We start from the raw sequence: 25087 nt of genomic DNA on the forward strand, positions 1-25087 counted from the left end.
GGAGGTGGTCGCAATGATTTCAGACAAGCTAAAGACTTCACCGCCGGTGCTGACCGACAACGCGCCGAGCCAGCGGCGAGGTCACAAAAGAACAGTGCGCCTGCCCTGGTACGGCCTCAGCTTTTCGCTGCCGATCCTGATCTGGCAATTGATCTTCTTTGTGTTCCCGCTGGCATTCCTGGTGGCGATCAGTTTCTGGCTGGTGCGCAACTTCCGGATGGTACCGACGTTCGAGTGGCTGAATTGGAGCTACATGCTCAGCCGCGGCTTCTTCTGGGATGCCTACGTCCACACCCTGGCCATGGCGGCGGGCGCCACCGTGCTGGTGAGCCTGGTGGCTTTTCCCTGCGCCTATACGATCGCCTTCAAGTTTCGCGAGTCGACGAAACAGTTGCTGGTGTTGCTGCTGATCACGCCGTTCTTCACCAGCTACCTGGTGCGCACCTATTCATGGCAGGTGTTCCTCAGCGACAACGGCATCTTCAATGCCGCGCTCGGTCTGCTCGGGCTGGAGCCGTTGGCGATGCTGAACACGACGTTCGGTACCTATGTCGGCTACTTCACGCTGTGCCTGCCGTTGGTGGTGCTGCTGCAACTGTTCAGCCTGATGTACATCGATCGCTCGTTGATCGAGGCCGCGCACAACCTTGGCTGCGGGCGACTGCGCACGGTCATCCTGGTGGTGATCCCGTCGGCGCGGATCGGCATCGTGGTCGCGGCGCTGTTCTGCTTCATCCTGACCTTCGGCGACTTCGTCAGCCCGCTGTACCTGGGCGGCGGCCAGCCTCCGACCTTGAGCACCCTGATCACGGACACGACCAAGTCCGGTCAGCAATGGCCACGGGCGGCAGTGATCGCCACGATGATGATCCTGACGCTGCTGATCACCGCCTTTGCTGCGGTTCGCTTCGCTTACCGGAGACGCCCATGAACGAGCATCGACTGATCAACTTCCTGCTGCGCGGCTTTGTCGTGCTGGTGTTCATCTTCATCTTTACACCCATTGCCGGCAGCTTCGTGTTCTCGTTCAACATCGACCGCTTTCCGTCGTTGCCCCTGGGTGGCTTCAGCCTGTACTGGTACGAGACGATCTTCGCCGATCCGGCGGTCTGGCAGGCCTTCAGCAACAGCCTGAAAGTCGGTGTGGTGGTGTCGCTGGTCTCGACCCTGCTGGGGTTCACCGCGGCGTACACGGACTTCCGCTACCAGTTCTTCGGCAAGTCGGTCTACATGGCCCTGGCGCTGCTGCCGCCGACCATTCCGGTGGTGATCATGGGCCTGGCCATGCTGGCCTTCCTGTCGCGGGTCGGGCTGTCCGGAGAGGTGTACGCGGTGATGATCAGCCACATCGTGATGTGTGCGCCGTTCGCCATGGCGGTGATCAGGATGCGCCTGGCGCAGATGGACCCGAACATCGAGGCCGCGGCCTGGAACCTGGGGGCCAATCAGTGGAAGGCGATGCGCCATGTGATCCTGCCATTCACCGCGCCGAGCATCTTTGCCGCGCTGTTCGTGACCATGGCCGTGTCCTTCGATGAGTTCGCTGTCGCCTGGTTCGTCTCGGGGCTTAACGAGACGGTCCCCGTGCGCATCCTCAACACCTTGCAAGGGCAGGTGAGCCCGACCATCAACGCGATCGGCACGATCGTCTTCATTACAACCATGACCCTGGTGATCCTCGCGCAGCTGTTGCTGATGCGCCGGCGCAAGCCTGCGGCGGCCTGATATCACCTCACTCATCCGAACCCGAAGGATTCAGCCATGACTCAACCGTTGGTGGTATTCGATAACGTGGTCAAGCATTTCGGCAGCTATATGGCCGTCGAACGCATGAACCTGGAAATCTACAAGGGCGAGTTTGTCGCGATCATGGGGTCCAGCGGCTGTGGCAAGACCACCACGCTGCGCATGCTCGCGGGGCTCGATAAGCCCAGCGAGGGCGAGATTCGTCTGAACGGTGAGCGCATCAATGACTTGTGCTCCTGGGAGCGGGAGACGCCGCTGGTCTGGCAGAACCTGGCCCTGTTCCCGTTTCTCAACGTCGTGGAAAATGTCGAATTCGGCCTGCGCATGAGAGGCATGGCCAAGGCCGAGCGGCGCAAAAAGGCCCTGCACTGGCTTGAGCGGCTGGACCTGGCGGAATTCGCCAGCCGCGACATCAGCCTGCTGTCCGGTGGTCAACGTCAGCGGGTGGCGCTGGCGCGTTCATTGGTCACCGAACCGCCGATCCTGCTGCTCGACGAACCCCTGAGCGCGCTCGATGCGCATTTGAGCGTGCGCATGCAAGGTGTGCTGACCGGATTGCAGAAGGACCTGGGGATCACCTTTGTCTACGTCACCCACAGTCAATCCGAAGCCTTTGCCATGGCGGATCGGGTGGTGATCATGAGTCGCGGCCGGGTGGAGCAGATCGGCTCGCCGCAGGAGGTGTTCCTTGAGCCGCATAACCGTTTCGTCGCCGAGTTCGTCGGTGGCAAAAACATCCTGTGCGGCACGGTCGCCGGCTTCGACGATGCAGGGTTGGTTCGCTTCGATTCGGCGCACGGTCAATTCCAGGCGCGGCTGCCCCAGGGTAAATCGGTGGTCCCCGGGGAGGGCGTCACGGTCTGCGTCAGCGCCGAGCATATCGACCTGACCCCGCAGCCGGTGCGACACAACCGGCTGGCCTGTACCATCGTCGGCGAAGAGTTCATCGGTTCGATGGTCAACATCTACCTGGAAACCAGGGATGGGCTCGAGTTGCAGGTGCAGAAACCGCATGCCGATTACCACCGGCTTGGGCTGAACTGCGGGCAGGACATCTTCGCCGAATGGGAGGGCGTGCACGGGTTGATTCTGCGGGGAGATTGAAGCATCTCCCACTTCCGATCTTTGCCGGACGCAGCATTTGTGAACACCCCGATTATCTGTAGGAGCTGGCTTGCCAGCGAAAGCGGTGGGTCAGTCAATGAAGATGTTGAATGGTATACCGCATTCGCTGGCAAGCCAGCTCCTACAGGGGATCGTTGCCGTTCGCGGGAATTGTGCAGGCGGATAAAAGCCTACCAACCCTTGACCCCGCTCATATCCGGCAACTTGTGCGCGATGCCCTTGTGGCAGTCGATGCAGGTGGCTTCACCCTTGGCCAGGGACGTCGAGTGCATGGCCGCGGCGCGTTTGCCCTGGCGGGTAAAGTCCATGAACTCGAAGTTGTGGCAGTTGCGGCATTCGCGCGAGTCGTTGGCCTTGAGTCTGGCCCACTCATGTTCGGCCAGCTCGCGGCGCAGTGCGACAAACTTGTCGCGGGTATCGATGGTGCCGAAGATTTTGCCCCAGACCTCCTTCGAGGCCTGCATCTTGCGCGCGATTTTATGGGTCCATTCGTGGGGCACGTGGCAGTCCGGGCAACTGGCGCGCACGCCGGAACGGTTGGTGTAGTGGATCGTTTCCTTGAGCTCGACGAAAACGTTGTCACGCATTTCATGGCAGGAGATGCAGAATTTCTCTGTGTTGCTCAGCTCGAGCGCCGTGTTGAAACCGCCCCAGAAAATGATCCCGGCAATAAAGCCCCCCAGCGTCAGAAAGCCCAAACTGTAGTAGAGGCTCGGCCGACGCAGGATGCCCCAGTAGTCCTTGAGCAGGGCGAACAGTGCTTTCATCTTGCCTCCTCAGGGTTTCTGCGCGGCGTTGGCGTCGTCTTGCAATATTTTGTCGATGGTCTCGAAGTTGTTGCCTACCAGGGGTAGCACCTCTGTTTGCGGCACATGGCACTGGTTACAGAAGTAGCGGCGCGGTGACACCGCCGCCAGCGCCTGGCCGTCGCGGTCCATGTAGTGGGTGATGCTGATCATCGTCGCCTGGCTGCGCGCGCTGTTGGCACGGCTGTGACAAGACAGGCACTTGTTGCCGTTGATGTCGATTTGATAACCGCGAATGCTGTGGGGGATGGTGGGCGGCTGGTCCGGGTAGTTGCGTTCGCGCTTGAGGTCCTTGTTTTCTTCGTTGGCGATGGGCGGGGCGGGCATGCTCTGGGTCAAGGTGCCGCCTGGCCGGCGCCCGTCCGGCCCGGAGGCATCGAGCGGGTAGTCGACGTCTGCAGCCATCACCACGCCGATCGCAGCGAGCAGGAGCAACGGCAGGATTCGAAAAGGCATGACGGTTCTCCTCAGGCCACGCTGATCAACTCGATGCGTATCGCGCATTTTTTGTAGTCGGTTTGTTTGGAGATCGGGTCGGTGGCGTCTAGCGTGACCTTGTTGATCAGTTTGTTGGCATCGAAAAACGGCACGAATACCAGCCCTTGCGGCGGTTTGTTGCGCCCGCGGGTTTCGATGCGCGCGCGGATTTCACCGCGCCGGCTGATCAGCTTCACTTCACTGCCGCGCCGCGCCTTCAAGGCCTTGGCATCGTCGGGGTGCATGTACACCAGCGCGTCAGGCACCGCTTTGTACAGCTCCTCGACGCGTTGGGTCATGGTGCCGGTATGCCAGTGTTCGAGCACCCGTCCGGTGCTCAGCCAGAACGGGTAGTCGGCGTCCGGGGCTTCGGCCGGCGGCTCGTAGGGGAGGGCGAAGATGATCGCCTTTTTGTCCGGATGGCCATAGAACTGCACCTCGCTGCCTTTCTCCACGTAGGGGTCCAGCCCTTCGCGGTAACGCCAGCGGGTTTCCTTGCCATCGACCACCGGCCAGCGCAGGCCTCGTTCGTTGTGGTAGCGGTCGAACGTGGCCAGGTCATGGCCGTGGCCGCGACCGAACTGGGCGTACTCTTCGAACAAACCTTTTTGCAGGTAGAAACCGAAGGCCTTGGCTTCATCGTTCTTGTAGCCGGCTTCCAGTTGCTCGACGGGGAACTGGTCGACCTGGCCATTTTTGAACAGCACCTCGAACAGGGTCTTGCCCTTGTACTCAGGCGCCTTGGCCAGCAACTCGGCAGGCCAGGCGTCGTCGGTGGTGAACCGCTTGGAAAACTCCAGCAACTGCCACAAGTCCGACTTGGCGTCCCCCGGGGCGGTCACCAGTTGATGCCAGAATTGCGTCCGCCGTTCGGCGTTGCCAAACGCCCCTTCCTTTTCCACCCACATGGCGCTGGGCAGGATCAGGTCGGCGGCCTGGGCGGAAACGGTGGGGTAGACGTCGGAGACAATCACGAAGTTTTGCGGGTTACGCCAGCCCGGCAGCACTTCCTGCATGATGTTCGGCCCGGCGTGCATGTTGTTGCTGGCCTGGGTCCAGTAGACGTTGAGCACGCCGTCCTTGAGCATGCGGCTCTGTTCGACCGCATGAAAACCGGGTTTCTCCTGAATGGTGCCGGCGGGCAGCTTCCAGATTTTTTCGGCGATGGCGCGGTGCTTGGGGTTGGTCACGACCAGGTCGGCGGGCAAGCGGTGGGAGAAGGTCCCTACCTCGCGCGCGGTACCGCAGGCCGACGGCTGACCGGTCAACGAGAAGGGGCTGTTGCCCGGCTCGCTGATCTTGCCCGTGAGCAAGTGGATGTTGTAGATCAGGTTGTTGGCCCAGACGCCGCGGGTGTGCTGGTTGAAACCCATGGTCCAGAACGACACGACCTTGCGCTTGGGGTCGGCATACAATTCGGCCAGGCTTTTGAGTCGTTCAGCCGGGACACCGGTCTCCCTGGCGGTTCGCTCCAGGGTGTAGGGTTTGACGAACGTTGCGTACTGTTCGAAGGAAATATCCGTCCAGGTGTTGGCCTTGGCCGCGTTTTTCGCCTTCATTTCCCGTGGATCGTCAGGGCGCAGGCCGTAACCGATGTCATCGGCGCCTTGGGCAAACCGGGTGTGCTTGCTGATGAAATCCTGATTCACCGCACCGCTTTCAATGATGTGGTTGGCGATGTAGTTGAGGATCATCAGGTCGGTTTGCGGCTTGAACACCATGGGAATGTCGGCCAGTTCGAAGCTGCGATGCTCGAAGGTCGACAGCACTGCGACTTTCACGTGGGGCTGGCTCAGGCGCCGATCAGTGACGCGGCTCCAGAGCACCGGGTGCATCTCGGCCATGTTCGAGCCCCAGAGCACGAAGGCATCGGTGGCTTCGATGTCGTCATAGCAGCCCATCGGCTCATCCATGCCGAAGGTGCGCATAAAGCCCATCACTGCCGAGGCCATGCAATGGCGGGCGTTGGGGTCGATGTTATTGCTGCGAAAGCCGCCCTTCATCAGCTTGTTGGCGGCATAGCCTTCCCACACCGTCCATTGTCCGGAGCCGAACATGCCGACCGATCCGGGCCCTTTGCTCTTCAAGGCTTCCTTGAACTTGAGCTCCATGATGTCGAAGGCCTGCTCCCAACTGACCGGCTGGAATTCGCCCTGCTTGTCGTATTGGCCATTGCTCATGCGCAACAGCGGTTGGGTCAGGCGATCAACGCCGTACATTATTTTCGACAGGAAATAGCCCTTCACGCAGTTCAGGCCACGGTTGACCTCGGCCTTGACGTCGCCATGGGTGGCGACCACCCGGTTGTCCCGGGTCGCGACCATCACGCTGCAGCCAGTACCGCAGAAACGGCAGGGCGCCTTGTTCCAGTCCAGGGTGACCATGTCCGCTTCGGTCACCAGATTACTGGCGGAGGTCACGATCGGCAGGCCGGCAGCGGCGGCGGCAATGGCGGCGGCCTGGGCCTTGACGAATGCTCGGCGGCTCATGCTCATTCGATGTCTCCTTCGGGTTCGAGGAGTTCGTGGTAGATCAACGCGGCGTTGAGCACGCCTGGCAAGTTGTTGATCTGTTCGATGCGTTGCAGAATCTGGCTTTCGTGCACGGCCTCAAGGACCACCACCAGTTTTCCGGCCGCACTTTCCTGATGCAGTTCCAGCCCCTCCAGCAGACGCAGGTTGGCTTTGACGGCATCGAACAATTCGGGGCGGGCAAGTACGACAAGACTGGCAATATGCAACGCTTCGTCCATGTGCTGGCTCCAATAGGCCTTGAGAAAGGCTATTAGTTGGGGGGGCCGGGGGGTCCATACAACATCTGGAAAAACCAGACGAGAAAGCCGTAGCCGCCAACGATGGCGACCGACAGCAGCGGGAAGAGGCAGACGACAAGAAAGAGGAACAGCCGGGTTTCCTTGCGGCGCTCGGGTTTGCGTTCTTCAGCCAATGGCATCGAGCAATCTCCAGCCGAACTTTGCACTCAGACTAGATCACGAAGTTTTCGCCGGTTTCCTGGCAGGGGTGTTTAACGACCGGCGGTGAATTATCGTGGCCGCGGTGTTGCAACAGCTATAAGGCGCTAAACCATTACTTCGTTTGGTTACCGTTAAACAGGCAATGCCCGACAGCGCGTCGGGCGATGTCGGGCTGTATCGAGGATGGGGGAAGGCGGGCGTCGGCTCCCGCCACTCAGTACGGGATTACGACTGTGTCGCCAGCGCCTTGCGCGCCGCCTTTTGCGCCTTCATATCAGCGATTTCACGCTCGCAGGTCGCGACGTCAAACGAGCCGTCCCACTTGGCGATGGCGATGGTGCCGATACCGTTGCCGATCAGGTTGGTCACGGCCCGCGCTTCGTTGAGGAATCGGTCGATGCCCAGCAGCAATACCAGGCCCACCAGCGGGATGGTATGGATGGTGGTCAGCGTTGCGGCGAGGGTGACAAACCCGGCGCCGGCCACCCCGGCCGAACCTTTCGACGTCAGCAGCATGACGCCCAGCAATACGGCCTGATCCATCAGCGTCAGTGGCGTGTTGGTCGCCTGGGCGACAAAGATCGCCGCCATGGTCAGGTAGATGCAGGTGCCATCGGCGTTGAAGGTGTAGCCGGTCGGCAGCACCATGCCCACCACCGATTTCTTGCAGCCGAGCTTTTCCAGCTTGACCATCATGCGCGGCAGCACCGCTTCGGTGGAGCAGGTCCCGAGGGTGATCAGGATCTCGTCCTTGAAGTAGCGCAGGAACAGCATCAAGGGCATGCCCGACCATCGCGCGACCGACCCCAGCACGACGATGATGAACAACAGAGTGGTGGCATACAGCGCAATGAGCAGATGCCCCAGCGACCACAAGGTACCGATGCCATATTTGCCAATGGTGAACGCCATGCCGGCGCCCGCACCGATCGGGGCCAGGCGCATCACCATGGCGACGATCTTGAACAGGCCTTGCAGGAACAGGTCGATGATGTTGATCAGCGGTTTGCTGGTCTCGCCCATCTGCACCAAGGCCACGCCCATCAACACCGACAGCAGGATCACCTGCAGCATCGAGCCCTTGGCGAACGCATCGATGAACGTACTGGGGATGATGTTGAGGAAGAAATCGACGGTGCCGCCCTGTTCCTGGGCGACCTGGGCGTACTTGCCGATCGCGCCGGCGTCCAGGGTGGTGGTGTTGATGTTCATGCCGACGCCGGGCTTCATCACGTTGACCACGATCAGGCCGATGACCAGGGCGATGGTCGAAAGGATCTCGAAGTAGATCAGCGCCTTGACGCCGATCCGCCCGACTTCCTTGATGCTGCCCATTTTGGCGATCCCGACCACCACCGTGCCGAAGATGATGGGCGCCAGGAGCATTTTGATCAGCTTGATAAAGCCGTCGGCGAAGGGTTGCAACTTGGCCCCCATGTCGGGCACCAGGTAACCGAAAATGGCGCCGATCACGATACCGATCAGCACTTGCACATACAGCTGGCCATACCAGCGGGACTTGGACGTTTCCACGGATGCACCTCATTTTATTGTTGTGATGGGCGATGTGGCGTGGCGTCGTCGGGGACGCCAGCAAGCGACGGCTGCGCAAGGCAGCCGTCGTCGTCGCGGGTCAGCCTTCGCCGAGTTCGCGCATGACGGCGTACAGCGCGGACTTGGCTTCGAACCCGACCCCCGGGATGTCCGGCAGCCCGACGTAGCTGTTCTCCACCCGAATCCCGTCAGCAAAACCGCCGAATGGCTGGAACACGTCCGGATAGGATTCGTTACCGCCCAGGTGCAGGCCGGCGGCGATGTTCAGCGACATCTGGTGGCCACCGTGGGGCACCACGCGGCGCGACGACCAGCCCAGGTCTTCCATCACTTTCAGGGTGCGCATGTACTCCACCAGGCCGTAGGACAGGGCGCAGTCGAACTGCACGTAGTCGCGATCCGGGCGCATGCCGCCGTGGCGCAACAGGTTGCGCGCATCCTGGTGGGAGAACAGGTTTTCGCCAGTGGCCATCGGCAGTTCGTAGTGGTTCGCCAGCTCGGCCTGCAGGGCGTAGTCGAGCGGGTCGCCGGCCTCTTCGTACCAGAACAGGTTGTACGGTTTCAGCGCCTCGGCGTAGGCGATCGCGGTCTGTTGATCGAACCGGCCATTGGCGTCGACCGCCAGGCGCCGACCGTCACCCACGACCTCGAGTACCGCCTCGATCCGGCGGATATCGTCCGCCAGGGGCGCGGCGCCGATTTTCATCTTGACCACGTCATAACCACGGTCGAGGTAGCTGCGCATTTCGTCTTGCAGTTTGGTGTCGTCCTTGCCCGGGTAGTAGTAACCCCCGGCGGCGTAGACCCAGACCTTGTCGTCGGCCACACCGTTGCGGTAACGGTCGGCCAGCAGGCGATACAACGGCTTGCCTTCGATCTTGGCCACGGCGTCCCACACCGCCATGTCGAGGGTGCCGACCGCGACCGAGCGCTCGCCGTGGCCGCCTGGTTTTTCGTTGGTCATCAGGGCTTTCCAGATGGCGAACGGGTCGAGGTTGTTGTGCTCTTTGTCGATCAGCGTATCCGGATCGGCTTCGGTGATGCGCGCCAGGAAACGATCGCGCATCAGCGCGCCCTGGCCGTAGCGCCCGTTGGAGTTGAAGCCGTAGCCGATGACGGGTTTGCCGTCGCGAACCTGGTCCGTAATCACCGCCACTACCGAGCAGGTCATCTTCGAAAAATCGATGTAGGCGTTGGCGATGGGGGAGGCAATGGAAACGGTTTTTTCACGGATGTCGACGATACGCATGGCGGGGTCCTCTTGTTGTTGAGGGCCCCACGTTAAGCTTTGCGATGACCCCCGCCCAATGCTATTAATGCCGCGCCCTATGCTCAGGAGGCATTGCCCATGGAACTCGTCTGGCTCGAAGATTTTGCCGCGTTGGCGGAGTACGGCAGCTTCGTTCGCGCCGCTGAAGCCCGCCATGTGACCCAGCCGGCCTTCAGCCGCAGAGTGCGGTCACTGGAGAACTGGATGGGGGTCGAACTGTTCATCCGCACCCCGCAAGGGGCGACGTTGACCGAAGCCGGCAAGCAGATGTTGCCCAGCGCCCAGGAGGCCACCAGGCGCCTGTACCGGATGCGCAGCGAAGCGCAGGAAGTGGCGGGCATGGCCGCCAAGACCCTGCAGTTCGCGGCGACCCATTCGTTGTCTTTCACCTTCTTCCCGCGCTGGCTCCGGCGTGCGGAGAAGGGCACGCCGATCGAGGCCGTGCGCCTGCATTCGGACAGCATGGTGGTCTGTGAGCAGATGCTGGTCCAGGGCCAGGTGCAGTTCCTGCTGTGCCATCGCCACCCGGACGTTCCGCCGCTGCTGGCGCCGGATCAGTTCGTCAGCAGGAAAATCGGCGAGGACGTGCTCGTTCCGCTGGCCGGTGCTTCGGCCGATTTCGGCTCATCCCCGGCGTCGCTGCCGTACCTGGCTTACACCCAGGAATCCGGGCTCGGCCGGATCGTCGCGCATCGCCTGCAAGGCAAGGAAGATTTCCTGCACCTCAAACCGTTGTTCAGCAGCCACCTCGCCGCGGTGCTGATGTCCATGGCGCTGGAAAACAAAGGCGTGGCCTGGCTGCCCAGGAGCCTGACGGAACAGGAAGTGATCGATGGCCGTCTGGTCCGGGCCCTCGATGAAAGCTGGGATATCCCGCTGGACATTCACCTGACGCGGCCACTGGCGCCGATCAGTCCGTTTGCCGAGGCGTTCTGGGCCGGGGTGAGTTGCGTCTGATCACGTCATTTCGACACGCGATCACACACCGCCTGCCTGGTCGCCAATCGAAAAAAATAATCCTGATACCAACGCTTGTAGCTTTCCTGCGCGTCGGGATCGGCCTGTTGCAAGACTTCCATCAGCCTGGCCTCAGGCACTTCTTCCCAGCGGATTGTTGGCTGATAGGGGACAAAGCTGCGTGTGGCGCTCTCCAGCGTTATCAGCTGAATCAGCGGAAAGTCTTGCCCAAGGCCCCCAGCCAACGCGGTACGAAAGAAGCGCTGCAGTAGCACGAAGTCTTCCAGCGGCGCCATGAAGTCGTCGTACGAAGGGCTGTTCAGTTGGCCTTTCAAGTAACCTGGCAAACGGTTCGTTACTCGCTGGCGCAATTGCTGGAGCCCCCGCGCAGGGGAATCCATCGCGAGGGTGCTCGCTTCGCCGGTCACCTTCCGGGGAGCCTGCCCGCGCTCAAGGGAAAAGGTGGTGTGGACCCAAATATCGATATTTCCAAGGTGATCGGGGGAGCGTTTCATCCAGGCCCAGTCGGGTCCGGCCGAGACTCGACGCTCGCGAAACTGCGGAGTGTGATCTTCAGCCAGCCGGTACTGATCCGGCAGGCCTGGACCCACTACATCGGGCACCTTGCCGGGGGAAGCATAGGAGGCAGTGAACGTGTCGAGCAGCCGATCCGCCTCTGCCAGCCGGCAGCCCAGCGGCGTATCGGTCAGCACCGGATGAGTGTAAGTCACACGGCTGATCAACGTCCCGTCGCCGGGCGCACTCTTCACAGCCACCACTCGACCGTCCGCTGCGTAGCGCAGTGCCTGGTTGACGATGGCTGCATCGTAAACGCCAAGATTGAGCCATTGACCCTTCGCCATGATCTCCAGGGTGACTTTGGTGGTGGCGCTTGTTGCCGGTTGCAGGGTCCAGCGAATCTGGTTGGCATCAATCCCTTCAGGGTAAGTGTCCAGGCCGATCAATACTTCCCGGATGCGCGCGCCACTGGGTGCCACTTCGAAGTCGGTGGCCCCAGGGAATAGTTGATCGTAGCCACCCAGACGTTCTTGCAAGGCTGCTTTCATCGGGAGCGGGTGAAACTCGGCGACCTTGGAACTGACCGCCTCGGCGATTTTCGCTTCATGCAGGGCTTCGGGGCTTGAGGTCCAGCCCTGGCCTTCGGCTGCATTCAGCGCCCTGACCAGGTTGCGATCCTCGTTTGTGGCTTCAAAGGAGGCCTGGCGCGCCGCCACGGCGGGCACACCGGGCCGGGCAGCGTTCATGAGCGCTTCGGTCACCCAGTTCTTTGCCCAGGCGTGCGTCCAGGTTCTGACGGCATCCCTGCCCAGGTGTTTAACCAGTGCTTGAGCTTGTCGGCCCAATTCTGTCGAAGGTCTGGCCTCGACTGCCCCGAAGGCCTGGTCCAGCACTTGTGCAATCAGTTTTCCCTGGGCATCCAGGGGGGCGAGCGGGGTGCCGTAGCGCTGTTCGAGCACTGCGTTCAATGTTGCAAAGCGCTGCGGGTTTTGCTGTTTAAGGCGCGCGACAGAGGGGGCTATCGCCTGTTCGATCTGTTGTTGTGCCTTGACAATGCCTGCCTTGTCTTCGATGGCGTCGCCGAGCGTCGCTGCGACCTCTCGCCGGACTTTCGTCGCGCTGTCGGCAGAGTCGGACACTTCGAGACGCTGACCGATCAAGGCGGCGCGGACAAATTCGGCGTCGTTGTGGTTTGAACGTGTGACTTGCACCCATTGCTCAAAGGCCGTGCTGCGGGTCATATCACTGAGGGCTGCCCGTACGAAAAGCCGGGTGGCGGCCTGGACGGCGGGGGCGGCAGGATCCGGATCGACGGGGTCGGCGTTGGGCTTATCTAACGGAGGAATGGCGGACAGTGCTGCGTCCATGTCCCGTTGCGCGTGTTGATCGGCCGCATTCATCCGAAGGTTGTTGACCATCAGCTGCATGTTGTCGGCCAGGGGTTTGGCGCACCAGCCAATCAGGGAAAGAATGAGCAGGGCGGTGGTGACATAAGGCCGAGGTTTTCTCACCCTGCCTTGGTCTTCGCCCGATTGTTCGCTGGACTGCAAGGGTGCCTGGCGCGCCGCAAAATACAACGAAAGGACGACGCCGAGTAAACCGAGGATGCCCAGCAGTATGCCGTATTGGCCGATTTCGCGGATGACCCCATAGATTGACTGTGCCGGGTCAAGGACTGCCTGGGATACGACGCGCGAGCTTGTGGCCAGGGAGCGGCAGGCCTGGATGAGCACGATCAGGGCGCCAACGATGATGGCCCCTATCCACGATAGATGTCGGACGCGCTTCAGTACTGTCAGGCTGCCGGTCTGCGTCTTTGGTTCTCGACGATCGGCCGCCTTGCGTCGAATTTTGCGGAGAACCACAAGCCACAGCTGACACAAGGCCCACAGTGCAACAAGCAGTGTCAGGATGGCGTACGGGCGCATGGCGTTCTCCGGCAGACACGGCGCCCGTTTTCACAGCCTAGACCGCAGAACGCGACTGCCGTGCCGATCTTCCTCGATGCACAGAAAGTCGAACCCCCACGATTCTGTGCACGGCCGCCTGTACAGGGGCGCCGAATCCTGATGCCGCCGTGCCACCCTAGCAGTAAGGTTGCGAATCAAAGACAGCGCAAACCCGATGAGACGAACGGCCCGCTTGGCGCATCGCTGCTCGGGTTGCTCGGTCACAGCATTGTGCTAGCGGGTTAACGCAGCCTGTTCATCTGGCGTCCATCAGCTGTGACCCAGTGCAATGGCAAACGAGACCACGATCATGCAGGCAAAGGCAAAATTGAGATTCATGCAGCGTTCTTCCGCGATAGTCGAATCGGCACCATCTTGCCCGGTGCGGGGAAGAATAAAAAATTCGCCTGCATGATTTGAATGATCGACAGAATTGATGACTGGGGCTGATCGACATCAGCGCAACACATAATCCACCGGCTCCAGGGCCGGGGGAAGTTGCGTTGCCCCCAGCGCCGCCAGCACGTCCCGTTCGATGGTGCGCACCATGGCATCGGTGGGCAGGTCGTTTTCGTCACGGCCGAAGGGGTCCTCCAGTTCATCGCCGATCGCATCCAGGCCGAAGAAGGTGTAGCTGACGATCGCGGTGAACACCGGCGCCAGCCAACCCAGCGGCTCGGCCATGGCGAAGGGCAGCAAAATGCAGAAAAGGTAGGTGGTTCTGTGCAGCAACAGGGTGTAGGCAAAGGGCAGGGGCGTGTGTTTGATTCGTTCGCAGACGGCCTGGGAGCGGGTCAGGTCGGTCAGGTGGTTGGCCATCAACGTATAGCGCCACTCACTGATCGCCCCCGACTCGGCGAGTGTCGAACACTGTTGGCCGACCTCGATCAGAATGCGTCCGCTGAGATCGGGCACGTTGCCCGTGGGCATGGGTTCAAGCCAGTCACACGCGGCATCCAGTTCCTTTTCCGAACGCAATCTGGCGTTGAGCGCATTGGCGAAACCGCACAGGTTACGCAGGATGATCTGCCGTTCGTTCGCGTTCTTGATGGCCTGGGTTTCACGAATCATCGAGCGGATTCCGACGATCATTTCGCCCCAGGCTTTTCGCGCTTCATACCAGCGGTCGTAGCAGGCGTTGTTGCGAAAGCTCATGAAAATCGACAGGGACAAGCCCAGCAAGGTGAACGGCGTGGCGTTGACCTTGGCAAAGTAGCTGGGGTGCAGGGTTTCGACGAGCACGATGACGCAGGCCAGCAATGTCACCATCAGGCTGCGCAAGGCTATCCGCTTGGCGATCGAGCCCTTGAGCGCACTCAGGATGTGGATCAGGTTGGGTTTGGGTCTGACGATCATGACGGGCTACCTGCGCAGGCGTCCACCTGGACGGGGACTGCGCTGTTCACGGATGGTGGTGTGCGCAGGCTAAGTGCAGCGTGGCAGAGCGTCAAATCACTGGTTATGACCGGTTGATCGACGGGGTCTATGACGGGCACTCGTTGTAAAACTGGCCCGGCCCCATGTGGAGCCAGTCTTTGTGGGAGCGAGCTTGCTCGCGATAGACGACAACGATAACGCGTGCTGTCTGGATGAACGCGCCGCTCTTGAGTCCATCGCGAGCAGGCTCGCTCCCACAGGGGGGTGTGGATATCCGGGTGTTTATGGCGTACCGAACATCGCCGTCCAGTAGATCCCCGAATCACTCTTCGGATCCACCGCATAGGCCGCGCCCAATTCCTGGAAGCCCGGGTTCATCAGGTTTGCGCAGTGACCGGGGCTGGACACCCAGCCATCGACCACCTTGCGCACGGTATCCTGCCCGGCCGCGATGTTCTCGCCGATCTGTTGACCGCTGTAGCCGGCCAGCTCCGCCCGGTCACCCGGTGTGCGGCCATCGCGGTCCTTGTGATCGAAGTAGTTGTTGTTGGCCATCGAGCGCGAGTGAGTCTCGGCCGCTGTGGCCAGCGTGGCGTTCCAGGCCAATGGCGTGGTGGCGGCAAAGGCTTGCGTACCGCACTGGCGTGCCCGGCTGCGGGCAACATTGAGTTCGGCCAGCAACTTCTGACCTTCCGCCTGCCAATCGCCGAGGCGCCCGCTCAACAGCGGACGGGCGAGCACGATGCGCCATTCACGGTCCTGGCGGCTCACGCCGATGTCGACGAATTGCGGGTCCAGCACCACCTGGCAGAAACTCTCGCGAATCGCCGTCATGGCCGCCTGCGCATCACGGGGACCGGACAAGCTGATCGCCTGCACATTGACCATCGGATACCCCGCCGTGGCCAATGCCTGCTGCAGATTGCCGAAGCTGGTGGCGGACAGCGCCAGCCGTGGATCGCCCGCCAGCGGTGGCAACTCCGGTGAAGCCTGACCCGCGCACGGCTGCGATTGGCTGCGGTAGGTATTGATCGAGTCGATCAGCTGTTTCTCGTCGGCCGCCAGCGCGTTCATGGCGCACAACAGACCCAGTGTTAACGTGGCGAGACAGCTGACGGGTGAAATGAAGCGCATGGAAATCCTCCTTGAACGGACTGCCGCCATAATGCGCGAAATTGCCCCCTCGAAGGCAACGGATTTTTCAGATTGCCGTGGTGGGATTGCTATCATTTCACTACTACACTGAAGCGATACTGCCCACCGAGTCATTTCGATCATGCGCCTCCACTGGATTGCCACCTGCGTTGCCATGATGCTGCTTGCCGGTCCCGCCTTCGCCGCAGATCAACAGCAAAAACAACAAGCGGCCGAGAACAAGGCCGAGGTGCTCGAGCAAAAAGCTGCAGAGAACAGCAGTCCAACGCCCGCGCCCAAGGCCGCAGCCATCACCCAGTCAGAAGTTCAGGCCGTTGACCCTGCCGGTTCCGCGCCGCTGGACGATGCGATCACCTGCCTGGCCCGTTCGATTTATTGGGAAGCCAAAGGCAAGGATTCCGCCGACATGGAAGCGGTGGCCAATGTCGTGATGAACCGACTGGGCCACGGGGGCTTTCCGGATACGGTGTGCGGTGTGGTCAAGCAAGGCTCCGAAACCAGGAGCTGCCAGTTCTCATGGTGGTGTGACGGGCGCCCCGATTCGGTCCAGGAAGAAGTGCCTTACGCACTCGCCAAGGAAATTGCGCGCAAGGCGTTGAACAAGCAACTGCCGGATCGCACCCACGGCGCGCTGTATTTCCACGACCGCACGGTGAAGCCGGATTGGGCCAGGGAGTACATCAGGACGGCGGATATCGGCTTGTTCCGGTTTTACAAGCCCCATGATGGGGACGCGAAGTAGGGGCTTGTCGAGCGCTATAGTCGTTAGTCAATAAACATCCCGCAGGTAGCGTTTCTGTTCGCTCAGCTGGCGCCAGTAGTCAGCTGCGCTGTCGGCGCTCAGTCCACCATGGCTTTGTGCAACCTGGCGCAAGGCCTGGTCGACATCCTTGGCCATGCGGCTGGCATCGCCACAGATGTACAGCTGCGCACCTTCCTGGAGCCAGCGCCACAGGTCGGCACCTTGCTCGCGGATTCGATCCTGCACGTAGATTTTCTCCGGTTGATCGCGAGAAAAGGCCAGGCTGAGTTGGTTGAGCAGGCCATCACGCTGCATACCCTCCAATTCTTCGCGATAGTAGAAATCGCTGGCGGCATGCTGCTCACCGAAGAACAGCCAGTTGCGACCCTGGTCCCCCCGCGCGCGGCGCTCCTGCAGGAACGCCCGAAACGGCGCCACGCCCGTGCCGGGGCCGATCATGATCATCGGCAGGTTGCCATCGGCCGGTGCGCGGAAGTGCTTCGATGGCTGGACGAAGACCGGGACCTCACCGTTCTCTGCGCGATCGGCGAGGAAGGTCGAAGACACGCCTTTACGCTTGCCATAACGGACGGCCGCCACGGTCAGATGGACTTCATGCGGGTGCGCCTTGGGGCTGGAGGCGATTGAATACAGTCGTGGTTGCAGGCGCTTGAGCGTGGCCAACAGTTCGCTGGCCGAACAATCGAGCGGAAATTCCTGTAATACGTCCGCCAGTTGCCGGCCCCAGAGCCAGTCTTTCAACTCGGCCTTGCGTTCACTGCCCAGCAGCTGTTTCAGCGCCGGGTTGGTGCTGCGTTCGGCGATGAACGCCAGGGTGTCGCTGTTGGGACGGGCGATTTCAAAGTGTTCGGTCAGCGCCTGATGTAACGGGACTTCACCGAGCTTGTCGACATTCACCGTGGTGTCGGCACCCAGGCCAGTCAGATCGAGCAACTCACCCACCAGTTCCGGGCAGTTGCGCGGCCAGACGCCCATGGCGTCACCCGCCTCGTAGTTCAGTCCGGAATCGGCCAGGGCCAGGGAAAACAGGCGGGTTTCCTTGTTTGCGCTCTGGTTGTTCAGCCGAAGGTTGACCAGCAGCCGCGATGCATAAGGATTGGCCTTGTCGGGTGCCTGGATTGGGTTGACGACCGCATTCTGTGTCGGCCCGACGGTCACCGACTGCGCGGGTAGCAAGGTTCGTTGGAATTCGGCCAGCCAGGCATCCGCCCGCTCCTCGAATTCCGTATCGCAGTCGACGCGCTCCAGTAGCCGTGTCGCACCCAACTCCTGCAGACGCTGATCGAGTTTCTTGCCGTGCTGGCAGAACTGGTCGTAATTGGGGTCGCCTAACGCCAGAACCGCAAAGCGTAGCGACTCCAGACGCGTCTCGGCGGTACTCAAGGTGTTCCAGAAGCCTTCGCCATTGTCTGGCGGATCGCCGTCACCAAAGGTGCTGCTGATCAGGGCCAGATTGTCGGTGCTTGCCAGTTTGCTCGCTGGAAAGTCGGCCATCGCGCTCAGCTCCACGGCTACACCGCCGTCGCGCAAACGCGTGGCAAAACGCTCGGCGAGGGCTTCGGCGTTGCCGGTTTGCGAGGCCCACAACAGCGTCACTGCAGGTTTGGTGCCTGCCGTCGAGGGGGCCGCAGGTTCAGTGCTGCTGCTCAAGCGTGGCATTCCCGACTCGACTCGGCTGAATAGCCCGCCCAAAACGCCGTCAAGCCACAGCCGAGTGCCGTTGGCCAGGGGGGCGGTGGGCGGCAGGACAGGAACGCCGCCCACCTGCCGACCCGCGGGGGATTGCAGGCCACTGAGAAAACCGGCGAGGTAGGTGCGCTCGTTCTCGTTCAGTGGCGGGGACGGCAGGTTGCTGATGCCGGCGAGATCGGCGAAGGCCTCGATGCACGACATGGGAAGTTCCTCTTTCAAAGACGAAGCTGGGGGGAGGTCGACGGCGGTGGGCGCTGGCACTTCGAGAAACGCGTGCTCGATCAGTTCGACCCGTTGCAGGGCGACCGCGCAGAACTTGAATTCCGGCTGCAGGGAAATCGGGTCGACGGCATCGTTGGTCACGGCATTGATCGCCAGGTTTTCGCCAAACACATCGTTCCAGTGGAAGGGCGCAAAACAATTGCCCGGGCGAACCCGGTCGGTCACCACCGCCGGCAACACGGCGCGGCCACGCAGTGAACGGACCTCGACATGATCCTTGTCTTTGATGCCAAAGCTGGCGGCGTCTTCCGGATGGATTTCAACGAATGGCCCGGGATTGAGCTTGTTCAGCGTCGCCACCTTGCCGGTCTTGGTCAGGGTGTGCCATTGGTGTTGCAAGCGACCGGTGTTGAGGACGAAGGGGAATTGCTTGTCCGGCATTTCCGCCGGCGGCATGTGCGGACGGGCGAGGAATATGCCCTTGCCGCGTTCAGTGGCGAATACGATGGCGGGTTGGCTGCCATCGGCCTCGATCTTGAGCGTCTGGCTCACGCCGGTGTTCAGGTAGCGAATCGGATTGCGGTCGGCGCCATCGCCCGAAGCGCAGGGCCACTGCAGCGGTTTTTCCCGCAGGCGCGCATAACTCGCACCACGGATGTCATAACCGGTCTTGGGATTCCAGGCACGCTTGATCTCTTCAAACACCTCGCAGGAGGAGGCGTAGGTGAAGGCCTGCGCAAAACCCATTTCGCACGCCACCCGAGCGATGATCTGCCAGTCGGGCAGCGTCTCGCCGGGCGGCTCGACGGCTTTCTGCATCAGCGTCAGGTTGCGTTCGGAGTTGATCATCACCCCTTCGGCCTCGGCCCAGAGCGCACCCGGCAGGAGGATGTCGGCGTAGCGGTTGGTCTCGGTGTCGAGGAAGGCATCCTGGGTGATCACCAGTTCGGCGGCCTGCAAGCCTTCAATCACTTTCTGGCGGTTGGGGACGCTGGCGACCGGGTTGGTGCAGATGATCCAGCAGGCTTTTATCTGGCCGGCGCCCATCTGCTCGAACATCGCCACGGTGCCACCGCCGACCTCACGGGGCAGGCTATCGCGCGGGATGTCCCACAGGTCTTCGATGAATACCCGATCGGCCTCGACCAGCACCGAACGCTGCCCCGGCAAACCGGGGCCCATGTAACCCATTTCGCGGCCGCCCATGGCATTCGGTTGCCCGGTCAGGGAAAACGGCCCGCTGCCCGGCCGGCAGATCGCCCCGGTGGCCAGGTGCAGGTTGCACAGGGCATTGGTGTTCCAGGTGCCGTGGGTGCTTTGATTGAGGCCCATGGTCCAGCAACTCATCCACTCGGCGGCCTGGCCGATCCATTCGGCGGCCTGACGGATGTCCGCCTCGGGGATGCCGGTGAGCTGCGCGACTGTCTGCGGTGGATAGTCTTCGAGGAACTCGGGCATGGCGTCCCAGCCTTCGGTGAACGCCGCGATGAAGTCCGGGTTGGTATGGCCGTTTTTCACCAGCAGGTGCAGCAGGCCATTGAGCAGGGCCAGGTCGGTACCAGGCTTGATCTGCATGAACAGACTGGCCTTGTCCGCCGTGGCGCTGCGCCGCGGATCGACCACGATCAGCTTCGCCCCGGCCTTGACCCGATCCATCATGCGCAGGAACAGGATCGGATGACAGTCGGCCATGTTGGCACCGATGACGAAGAACAGGTCCGAGCGATCGAAGTCTTGATAGGAACCCGGCGGCCCGTCCGATCCGAGCGACAGCTTGTAACCACTGCCCGCGCTGGCCATGCACAGGCGCGAGTTGGATTCGATGTTGTTGGTGCGGACAAAACCCTTGGCCAGCTTGTTGACCAGGTACTGGGCTTCCAGCGACATCTGTCCGGACACGTAGAACGCCAGGGCGTCGGGGCCGTGGGTATCGAGGATCTCGCGCAATCTTCTGGCCGTCTCGCTGATGGCCTTGTCCATGTCGATCCGTACCGGGTCGCGATTGCGCTCCTGGCGCAGGTAGGCGTTTTCCATCCGGCCCGACTGGGCGATGGCCTGGCCGCAGGTATTGCCTTTGGTGCACAGGCGACCGAAGTTGGTTGGATGGGTCTTGTCACCGGCGATCTTGACGACCTGGTTGCCTTCGACCTGCATGACGATGCCGCAGCCCACTCCACAATAGGGACATACACTGCGTACGGTCTTGTTTGCCATCCTCGCCCCTCGATTCTCTGCCGCACCTGACCGGTCCGGAAACAAAAAAGGCGCCATGTGACCCTCCGTCGAAACGGGGGCTACACGGCGCCTTTGTCGTATATGCGCAATCAGCGTTGACTGCGTGTCAGGTGATTGCAAGCAGCGGGCCAGAACATGCAGGGCTCGTTTTTAGCGGCTTTGCAGGCAATAGAAGGTTAGAAGGCAGGGGCTATTTGCACTTTTATATAGCGACTTTCAGTCCATGTGCACCAGCACGAGGCGAGCGCCGCCAGACTGATGGATTCCGTGCGCGGCGCTGTTCCAGCCGGTCAAAGTTTGTAGCCGATCTGCCGCAACAGGTCCTTGCGCCACAGGATGTCTTCCTCGCCTTCAATGCCCTTGGCACAGAAGCCATCGACGACGCCCAGAATGGCTCGCCCCTGGTCCGTCTCCGCGAGCATCACTTCGGTCGGGTTGGCCGTTGCACAAAAAATCCGGCACACCTCTGGCACCATCTTGAGCGTGTTCAATACGTTCAGCGGATAGAAACCGTCACCGAGGAAAATGATGAAGCTGTGGCCGGCAGCGATGGCTTGCGCATTGCGTTGGGCCAGTTCGATCATGGCCGGATCGGTGCCGGACCAGCGCACCAGGCATTTGCCGGAGGCTTCGCAAAAGGCCACGCCAAACTGGATACCGGGCACGGCATTGACCAGCGCTTCGTGGATGTCTTCGACGGACTTGATGAAGTGCGTCTGCCCAAAGATGAAATTGATCGCTTCGGGTTTGTCGATTTTCACGGTGATGAGTTGCATATCAAGCATCTCCTGTCAGAACTTCGCGTAGTTCAACGCATCGACAATGGCCGAGCCACCGATCCCGGTCAGCGACAGCAGCAGCGCCCTGATCAGCGGGTCTTCGGCGTAGCGTGAGAACGAGCCGGTAGCGAGCGTCGCCACCCGCTCGCGGACCATCTTGAACTTGGCGTAATAAGGTGTCGTTTCGGGTGTTTCCAGCAGGTAGGTGTCGAGTCGTTGCAATGCCAGCGTCCGGGATTTTTCCGCCGCACGGCGCAGCGACAGCGCGGAGACCAGCAGGATCAGCGCCGTCAGCAGGTAGGAAATGATCAGGCTGGGCGGTGTCGGCCAGTTATCGAACAGGCTGCTGCGCGAGGCCAACAGGATCAGCATGACCACCGTCGGCGCGTAGATGAGGCGGCTGACGGCCGAGGTGCGCTTGGCGATCAGTTGCACATCCAGCCACTCGTCGATGCACGGATGCTTGAGCATGCCAAAGGTTTTCTTGTGCTGCATCTGCAAGGTGCCGGGCCAGATCGCATGATGTTCACTGAGATGGCGGATGAATCGCGTCAGCAGCAGATTGGCGTCCACCACCCAGAACACCAGGAACTGGAACACCAGGGTGGGGATCAGCCAGCTCATCATCCACCACATCGAGTCGCCCCGCACGGGCGTGCCCTGCATGGGCCAGACGACAAACAGCACGCTGGTGACCACGACATACACCCAGGTGGCGAGCATGGCCCGCAGCATCCGTGCGCCGAAAGAACCGCAGACGCAGTGCTCACCCCAGAACCGGGCGACGACGATCATCTTGCGCCCGTCGGTGCACGCGGCCTGTGCCGGCGCGCAGGACTTCGACCATTGCTCGCTGGGGCTCAGCAGGGGGAAGAAAATCAGCATCAGGCAATGGCCCAACTCGTTGTTCCAGCGCCGATACGTCCAGTCTTTGCCTTGGCGAATCAACTGTCGGACCTGGCCCCACAAGGTCATCTCGTATCGGCGCATGTGCAGGCGCAAATGGTACGCGGCTTCGATCTCGGCCCGGCTGATGCGCAGGTTGCGCCAGCCCCACGCCAGCGCCGAGAGGGAGATCAGCACCGCCAGCAGTCGCAGCGCCACGGTGGGCCAGGCGCTGATGCCTTCAAACAGGAACATCGGTTCACCGAACCCGTGGTCGGTCAAGGTGCTGCGCATCTGGTACGCCAGCATCAGCGCGAGGATAAACATCACCAGAGGGACCACGATGTACCAGGCTCGGGCGTTGTATAAACCCGTGCTCGAACTGGTGTCCTGGGCCAATGCCAGGTGCCTGGCCGAGCGCCGGGTCAGGTTTGACGAAACGATCCCCAACAGGATCAACACGAAGGTGAACCAGAGGAACTCCGCGTGCCAGAACCGCGTGGCGATAAAGGCGCAGATCGCCGCCACCATGAACAGCGTGATCGGCACGCCGCGGACCCAGGCCAGCCGTGCGTCGTGATGATTGTGCGGGCCCTCGATCCGCCACCAGACGATAAACCCGCCGAGTAACAGCAGGGTGAGCGTCAGCGGTCCGGCCCAGAAGAACGACTGGGTTTGCTTGAAGCGTTCACGGATGGATTCGCCGGGCTCGGGGTAGGGCGGTGGCGATCGGTCCTGCAGGCAACGCAGGGCCATCAGGTCATGGGGCCGGACCCCGCGATCGGACTGCGATTGGGCCGGTGCTTCACAGGTTGCCGGGCGCGATGCGGTGAGCCGGCTGGCCAGGGGAATGAAGCCGCTGATGCCCACTTCGTAGATGCCCGGCGACAGCAGCTCCGATTTCGAATAGTCGAACTTCGCGCGCTTGGCATCGAAGGATTGCGGCGCCAGCGCGGCCAGCACCGAGATGAACACCGCGCTTTGCAGGCTGTCGCGAAACGGCGGCACGTCCTGTTGCAAGGCGCGGGTCAGCGTCAGGCCATAAGGCGCGGCGAGTATCAGGTTGCGCGTGGTTTGCGCCTGACCCCGTTGCAGCATGCGGGCATCGAGGTCGGTGGAGAAGAACAGTTTGTACGGCATCCGGCTCTTGAGCGCCTGCAACACCAGCAGCTTGTCGTAGGCGTCGACGCCCAGCACACCGATCGCGCCGATGCCGCTTTCGCCGTTGCGTCGGTAGGCTTCGTCCTCCTGGGCAATGTGGTCGGCGAGGCGCCGCAGGTAATCGAGCTGAGAGTTGCCGTCGGATTTTTCCAACGGGCTGAAATCGATTTGCGTCAGCTCTTTATTTTTACCAGGATCAGCACCGGCGACTTTATCGTTGCTCGCGGACTCCTCCGGCAGGCGTCCGTCCAGGCCGCGCAAATAGCTGAAGCGCAAAATCCACTGATCGACCACGTCCCTGTGGTGGTTTTCGTCACTGCCCAGGTGCGCATCATCGGCGACCTGCGCCTTGAAGCTTTCGATCAGGGCGCGGCTGTAGAAACTGTCCCACTCGGCAATCAAGGCAATGCGATTGCCGCTGCGGCGAAAGTCGCGGGTACAGGGCGAGCCGATCTTGCTGCAACGCACGCCGCTGGCCGGATCGACTCGGCGCAACTTCAGTTCCTCGAGCATCAGTTGGGTCATGGTGCCGTCGTCGCTGACGGTGCGCAGCAACTTCATGGGGACCCGGTTTTCCAGGGGCGACGCCAGTTTCCGGTAACCGCGGTCCAGGGTTTCGTTATCGGCCGTGGCCAGCGGTGAGTAGATTTCCACGGTGGATGTGGCCTTGCCGATATCCTGGTCCTGGTACATGTCGCGCAGGACGGTCGAGGTGGACGGGCCGATGGCCTTCAGGACGGCATTGGCGGGTGGCTCGAAACATCGATCAGGCGTGCAGGCTGCACCGATTTTGCGGGTCAGGGTCTCGCGCAGTTTTTCCAGCTGTTGCAACGGCGTTGAACCGAGCGCGTCCTGTTTCAACCAGAACACGATCGTTCGATCAGGCGGCGGTGACTGGCCTTCGAGTGCCGTCGGCGGATCAAAGGGATTGGAGACGAATATTTCATAAGGCACGTCGACGAAACCGGAGGAGTGCGGGGCATCGGGCGACAGGTTGGCGGCGAGTCGCAAGCAATGGATGTACTGCTCCTGGTCCGGCACTCTATGGGAATTCTTGAACCCCGCCAGCAGGGCGTAACGCATGCGCCGCCGGCGTTCGATTTCGTCGGCGTATGGGCCGCCTTCGACCAGCGCGACCATGATATCGGGGGCCGGTTTTGCGCCGGACAGCGGCGAGATGTCGGGGCTGCAGACCTTCTCGGCATCCGGGTTCTTGCTGTCCGTGAGCTTTTTGCGATAACGCTCGACCGCGTCGAACGGGTCTTGCCATAGCCGCGCTTCGATCGGCAATTGAGCCTGGAACTGCGCACCGACGGGCCGCGGTTCGAGGAAGGGTTCGCGGTTGAGGGCGAACATCGACACCACCAGACTGAGGATGACCGCACTGCCTGGCAGCCAGAAGGCCAGATTGATGCCGGAACCCTTGTTGTCCATGGCCTGT

General features: G+C 61.5%; 18 protein-coding genes. 5 read left to right on the forward strand and 13 right to left on the reverse strand.

The window, feature by feature from the left end:
* Window positions 1-13 precede the first annotated feature (13 nt).
* The 3 genes from ELQ88_RS15500 to ELQ88_RS15510 are packed head-to-tail and all read left to right on the forward strand — an operon-like array spanning window position 14 to window position 2850.
* A complete protein-coding gene (locus tag ELQ88_RS15500) occupies window positions 14-931 on the forward strand; it encodes an ABC transporter permease (RefSeq protein ID WP_128870379.1) in 918 nt (305 codons plus the stop codon).
* Complete coding sequence (locus ELQ88_RS15505; protein WP_128870380.1) at window positions 928-1725, forward strand: ABC transporter permease; 798 nt, start codon at window positions 928-930, stop codon at window positions 1723-1725. The genes ELQ88_RS15500 and ELQ88_RS15505 overlap by 4 nt, the downstream gene beginning before the upstream one ends.
* A 36-nt stretch (window positions 1726-1761) precedes the next feature.
* Window positions 1762-2850 carry an ABC transporter ATP-binding protein gene (locus tag ELQ88_RS15510; RefSeq protein WP_138966120.1) on the forward strand — a complete coding sequence of 363 codons (1089 nt, stop codon included), beginning with the start codon at window positions 1762-1764 and terminating at the stop codon, window positions 2848-2850.
* Between the two features lie 191 nt (window positions 2851-3041).
* On the opposite strand, the gene ELQ88_RS15515 is transcribed toward ELQ88_RS15510, so the two are convergent.
* From ELQ88_RS15515 to ELQ88_RS15545, 7 genes are all read right to left on the reverse strand, one after another.
* A complete protein-coding gene (locus ELQ88_RS15515; RefSeq protein ID WP_128870381.1) occupies window positions 3042-3638 on the reverse strand; it encodes a cytochrome c3 family protein in 597 nt (198 codons plus the stop codon).
* 9 nt (window positions 3639-3647) lie between these two features.
* Window positions 3648-4133: a nitrate reductase cytochrome c-type subunit gene (locus ELQ88_RS15520; protein ID WP_128870382.1), complete on the reverse strand. Its 486-nt coding sequence runs from the start codon at window positions 4131-4133 to the stop codon at window positions 3648-3650.
* 11 nt (window positions 4134-4144) lie between these two features.
* On the reverse strand, window positions 4145-6649 hold the full coding sequence (gene napA, locus ELQ88_RS15525; protein ID WP_128870383.1) for a nitrate reductase catalytic subunit NapA: 2505 nt from the start codon (window positions 6647-6649) through the stop codon (window positions 4145-4147).
* Entirely contained in the window at window positions 6646-6906 is a 261-nt protein-coding gene (locus ELQ88_RS15530; protein WP_128870384.1) for a chaperone NapD, read from the reverse strand. Before ELQ88_RS15530 ends, napA begins: the two co-directional genes overlap by 4 nt.
* Before the next feature lie 32 nt (window positions 6907-6938).
* On the reverse strand, window positions 6939-7106 hold the full coding sequence (gene napE / locus ELQ88_RS15535) for a periplasmic nitrate reductase, NapE protein (RefSeq protein ID WP_064677494.1): 168 nt from the start codon (window positions 7104-7106) through the stop codon (window positions 6939-6941).
* Window positions 7107-7353: 247 nt separating this feature from the next.
* Window positions 7354-8661, reverse strand: a complete 1308-nt coding sequence (dctA, locus tag ELQ88_RS15540; RefSeq protein ID WP_138966122.1) for a C4-dicarboxylate transporter DctA — start codon at window positions 8659-8661, stop codon at window positions 7354-7356.
* A gap of 100 nt (window positions 8662-8761) precedes the next feature.
* The gene (locus ELQ88_RS15545) at window positions 8762-9931 is read right to left on the reverse strand and encodes a mandelate racemase/muconate lactonizing enzyme family protein (RefSeq protein ID WP_138966124.1); all 1170 of its coding nucleotides are present in this window, start codon (window positions 9929-9931) and stop codon (window positions 8762-8764) included.
* Window positions 9932-10030: 99 nt separating this feature from the next.
* Here ELQ88_RS15545 and ELQ88_RS15550 point away from each other — a divergent pair, with 99 nt between their 5' ends.
* A complete protein-coding gene (locus tag ELQ88_RS15550) occupies window positions 10031-10909 on the forward strand; it encodes a LysR family transcriptional regulator (protein WP_138966126.1) in 879 nt (292 codons plus the stop codon).
* A 5-nt stretch (window positions 10910-10914) separates the two neighbouring features.
* On the opposite strand, the gene ELQ88_RS15555 is transcribed toward ELQ88_RS15550, so the two are convergent.
* The 3 genes from ELQ88_RS15555 to ELQ88_RS15565 form a co-directional block, all read right to left on the reverse strand.
* Complete coding sequence (locus tag ELQ88_RS15555) at window positions 10915-13356, reverse strand: hypothetical protein (protein ID WP_138966128.1); 2442 nt, start codon at window positions 13354-13356, stop codon at window positions 10915-10917.
* Window positions 13357-13833: 477 nt separating this feature from the next.
* A complete protein-coding gene (locus ELQ88_RS15560) occupies window positions 13834-14733 on the reverse strand; it encodes a bestrophin family protein (RefSeq protein ID WP_128870387.1) in 900 nt (299 codons plus the stop codon).
* A 303-nt stretch (window positions 14734-15036) separates the two neighbouring features.
* Entirely contained in the window at window positions 15037-15888 is an 852-nt protein-coding gene (locus ELQ88_RS15565) for a CAP domain-containing protein (RefSeq protein WP_128870388.1), read from the reverse strand.
* 142 nt (window positions 15889-16030) lie between these two features.
* On the opposite strand from ELQ88_RS15565, the gene ELQ88_RS15570 reads away from it, so the two are divergent.
* Window positions 16031-16651, forward strand: coding sequence for a cell wall hydrolase (locus ELQ88_RS15570; RefSeq protein ID WP_138966130.1), 621 nt, complete (start codon window positions 16031-16033; stop codon window positions 16649-16651).
* Between the two features lie 27 nt (window positions 16652-16678).
* On the opposite strand, the gene ELQ88_RS15575 is transcribed toward ELQ88_RS15570, so the two are convergent.
* The 3 genes from ELQ88_RS15575 to ELQ88_RS15585 all read right to left on the reverse strand — a co-directional run bounded on the left by ELQ88_RS15575 (window position 16679) and on the right by ELQ88_RS15585 (window position 25080).
* Entirely contained in the window at window positions 16679-20800 is a 4122-nt protein-coding gene (locus ELQ88_RS15575; protein ID WP_138966132.1) for a bifunctional nitrate reductase/sulfite reductase flavoprotein subunit alpha, read from the reverse strand.
* Window positions 20801-21111: 311 nt separating this feature from the next.
* Complete coding sequence (locus tag ELQ88_RS15580; protein ID WP_128870390.1) at window positions 21112-21597, reverse strand: adenosine-specific kinase; 486 nt, start codon at window positions 21595-21597, stop codon at window positions 21112-21114.
* A 15-nt stretch (window positions 21598-21612) separates the two neighbouring features.
* On the reverse strand, window positions 21613-25080 hold the full coding sequence (locus ELQ88_RS15585; protein ID WP_138966134.1) for a hypothetical protein: 3468 nt from the start codon (window positions 25078-25080) through the stop codon (window positions 21613-21615).
* Window positions 25081-25087 lie beyond the last annotated feature (7 nt).

Source organism: Pseudomonas sp. MPC6 (genome assembly GCF_006094435.1).
Taxonomy (GTDB): domain Bacteria; phylum Pseudomonadota; class Gammaproteobacteria; order Pseudomonadales; family Pseudomonadaceae; genus Aquipseudomonas.

What these genes read in the sequence shown, in the direction of transcription:
- ELQ88_RS15500 (WP_128870379.1), top strand. Translation starts at nt 14, where the DNA reads ATGATTTCAGACAAGCTAAAGACTTCACCGCCGGTGCTGACCGACAAC.
- ELQ88_RS15505 (WP_128870380.1), top strand. Translation starts at nt 928, where the DNA reads ATGAACGAGCATCGACTGATCAACTTCCTGCTGCGCGGCTTTGTCGTG.
- ELQ88_RS15510 (WP_138966120.1), top strand. Translation starts at nt 1,762, where the DNA reads ATGACTCAACCGTTGGTGGTATTCGATAACGTGGTCAAGCATTTCGGC.
- ELQ88_RS15515 (WP_128870381.1), bottom strand. Translation starts at nt 3,638, where the DNA reads ATGAAAGCACTGTTCGCCCTGCTCAAGGACTACTGGGGCATCCTGCGT.
- ELQ88_RS15520 (WP_128870382.1), bottom strand. Translation starts at nt 4,133, where the DNA reads ATGCCTTTTCGAATCCTGCCGTTGCTCCTGCTCGCTGCGATCGGCGTG.
- napA (WP_128870383.1), bottom strand. Translation starts at nt 6,649, where the DNA reads ATGAGCATGAGCCGCCGAGCATTCGTCAAGGCCCAGGCCGCCGCCATT.
- ELQ88_RS15530 (WP_128870384.1), bottom strand. Translation starts at nt 6,906, where the DNA reads ATGGACGAAGCGTTGCATATTGCCAGTCTTGTCGTACTTGCCCGCCCC.
- napE (WP_064677494.1), bottom strand. Translation starts at nt 7,106, where the DNA reads ATGCCATTGGCTGAAGAACGCAAACCCGAGCGCCGCAAGGAAACCCGG.
- ELQ88_RS15545 (WP_138966124.1), bottom strand. Translation starts at nt 9,931, where the DNA reads ATGCGTATCGTCGACATCCGTGAAAAAACCGTTTCCATTGCCTCCCCC.
- ELQ88_RS15550 (WP_138966126.1), top strand. Translation starts at nt 10,031, where the DNA reads ATGGAACTCGTCTGGCTCGAAGATTTTGCCGCGTTGGCGGAGTACGGC.
- ELQ88_RS15555 (WP_138966128.1), bottom strand. Translation starts at nt 13,356, where the DNA reads ATGCGCCCGTACGCCATCCTGACACTGCTTGTTGCACTGTGGGCCTTG.
- ELQ88_RS15560 (WP_128870387.1), bottom strand. Translation starts at nt 14,733, where the DNA reads ATGATCGTCAGACCCAAACCCAACCTGATCCACATCCTGAGTGCGCTC.
- ELQ88_RS15565 (WP_128870388.1), bottom strand. Translation starts at nt 15,888, where the DNA reads ATGCGCTTCATTTCACCCGTCAGCTGTCTCGCCACGTTAACACTGGGT.
- ELQ88_RS15570 (WP_138966130.1), top strand. Translation starts at nt 16,031, where the DNA reads ATGCGCCTCCACTGGATTGCCACCTGCGTTGCCATGATGCTGCTTGCC.
- ELQ88_RS15575 (WP_138966132.1), bottom strand. Translation starts at nt 20,800, where the DNA reads ATGGCAAACAAGACCGTACGCAGTGTATGTCCCTATTGTGGAGTGGGC.
- ELQ88_RS15580 (WP_128870390.1), bottom strand. Translation starts at nt 21,597, where the DNA reads ATGCAACTCATCACCGTGAAAATCGACAAACCCGAAGCGATCAATTTC.
- ELQ88_RS15585 (WP_138966134.1), bottom strand. Translation starts at nt 25,080, where the DNA reads ATGGACAACAAGGGTTCCGGCATCAATCTGGCCTTCTGGCTGCCAGGC.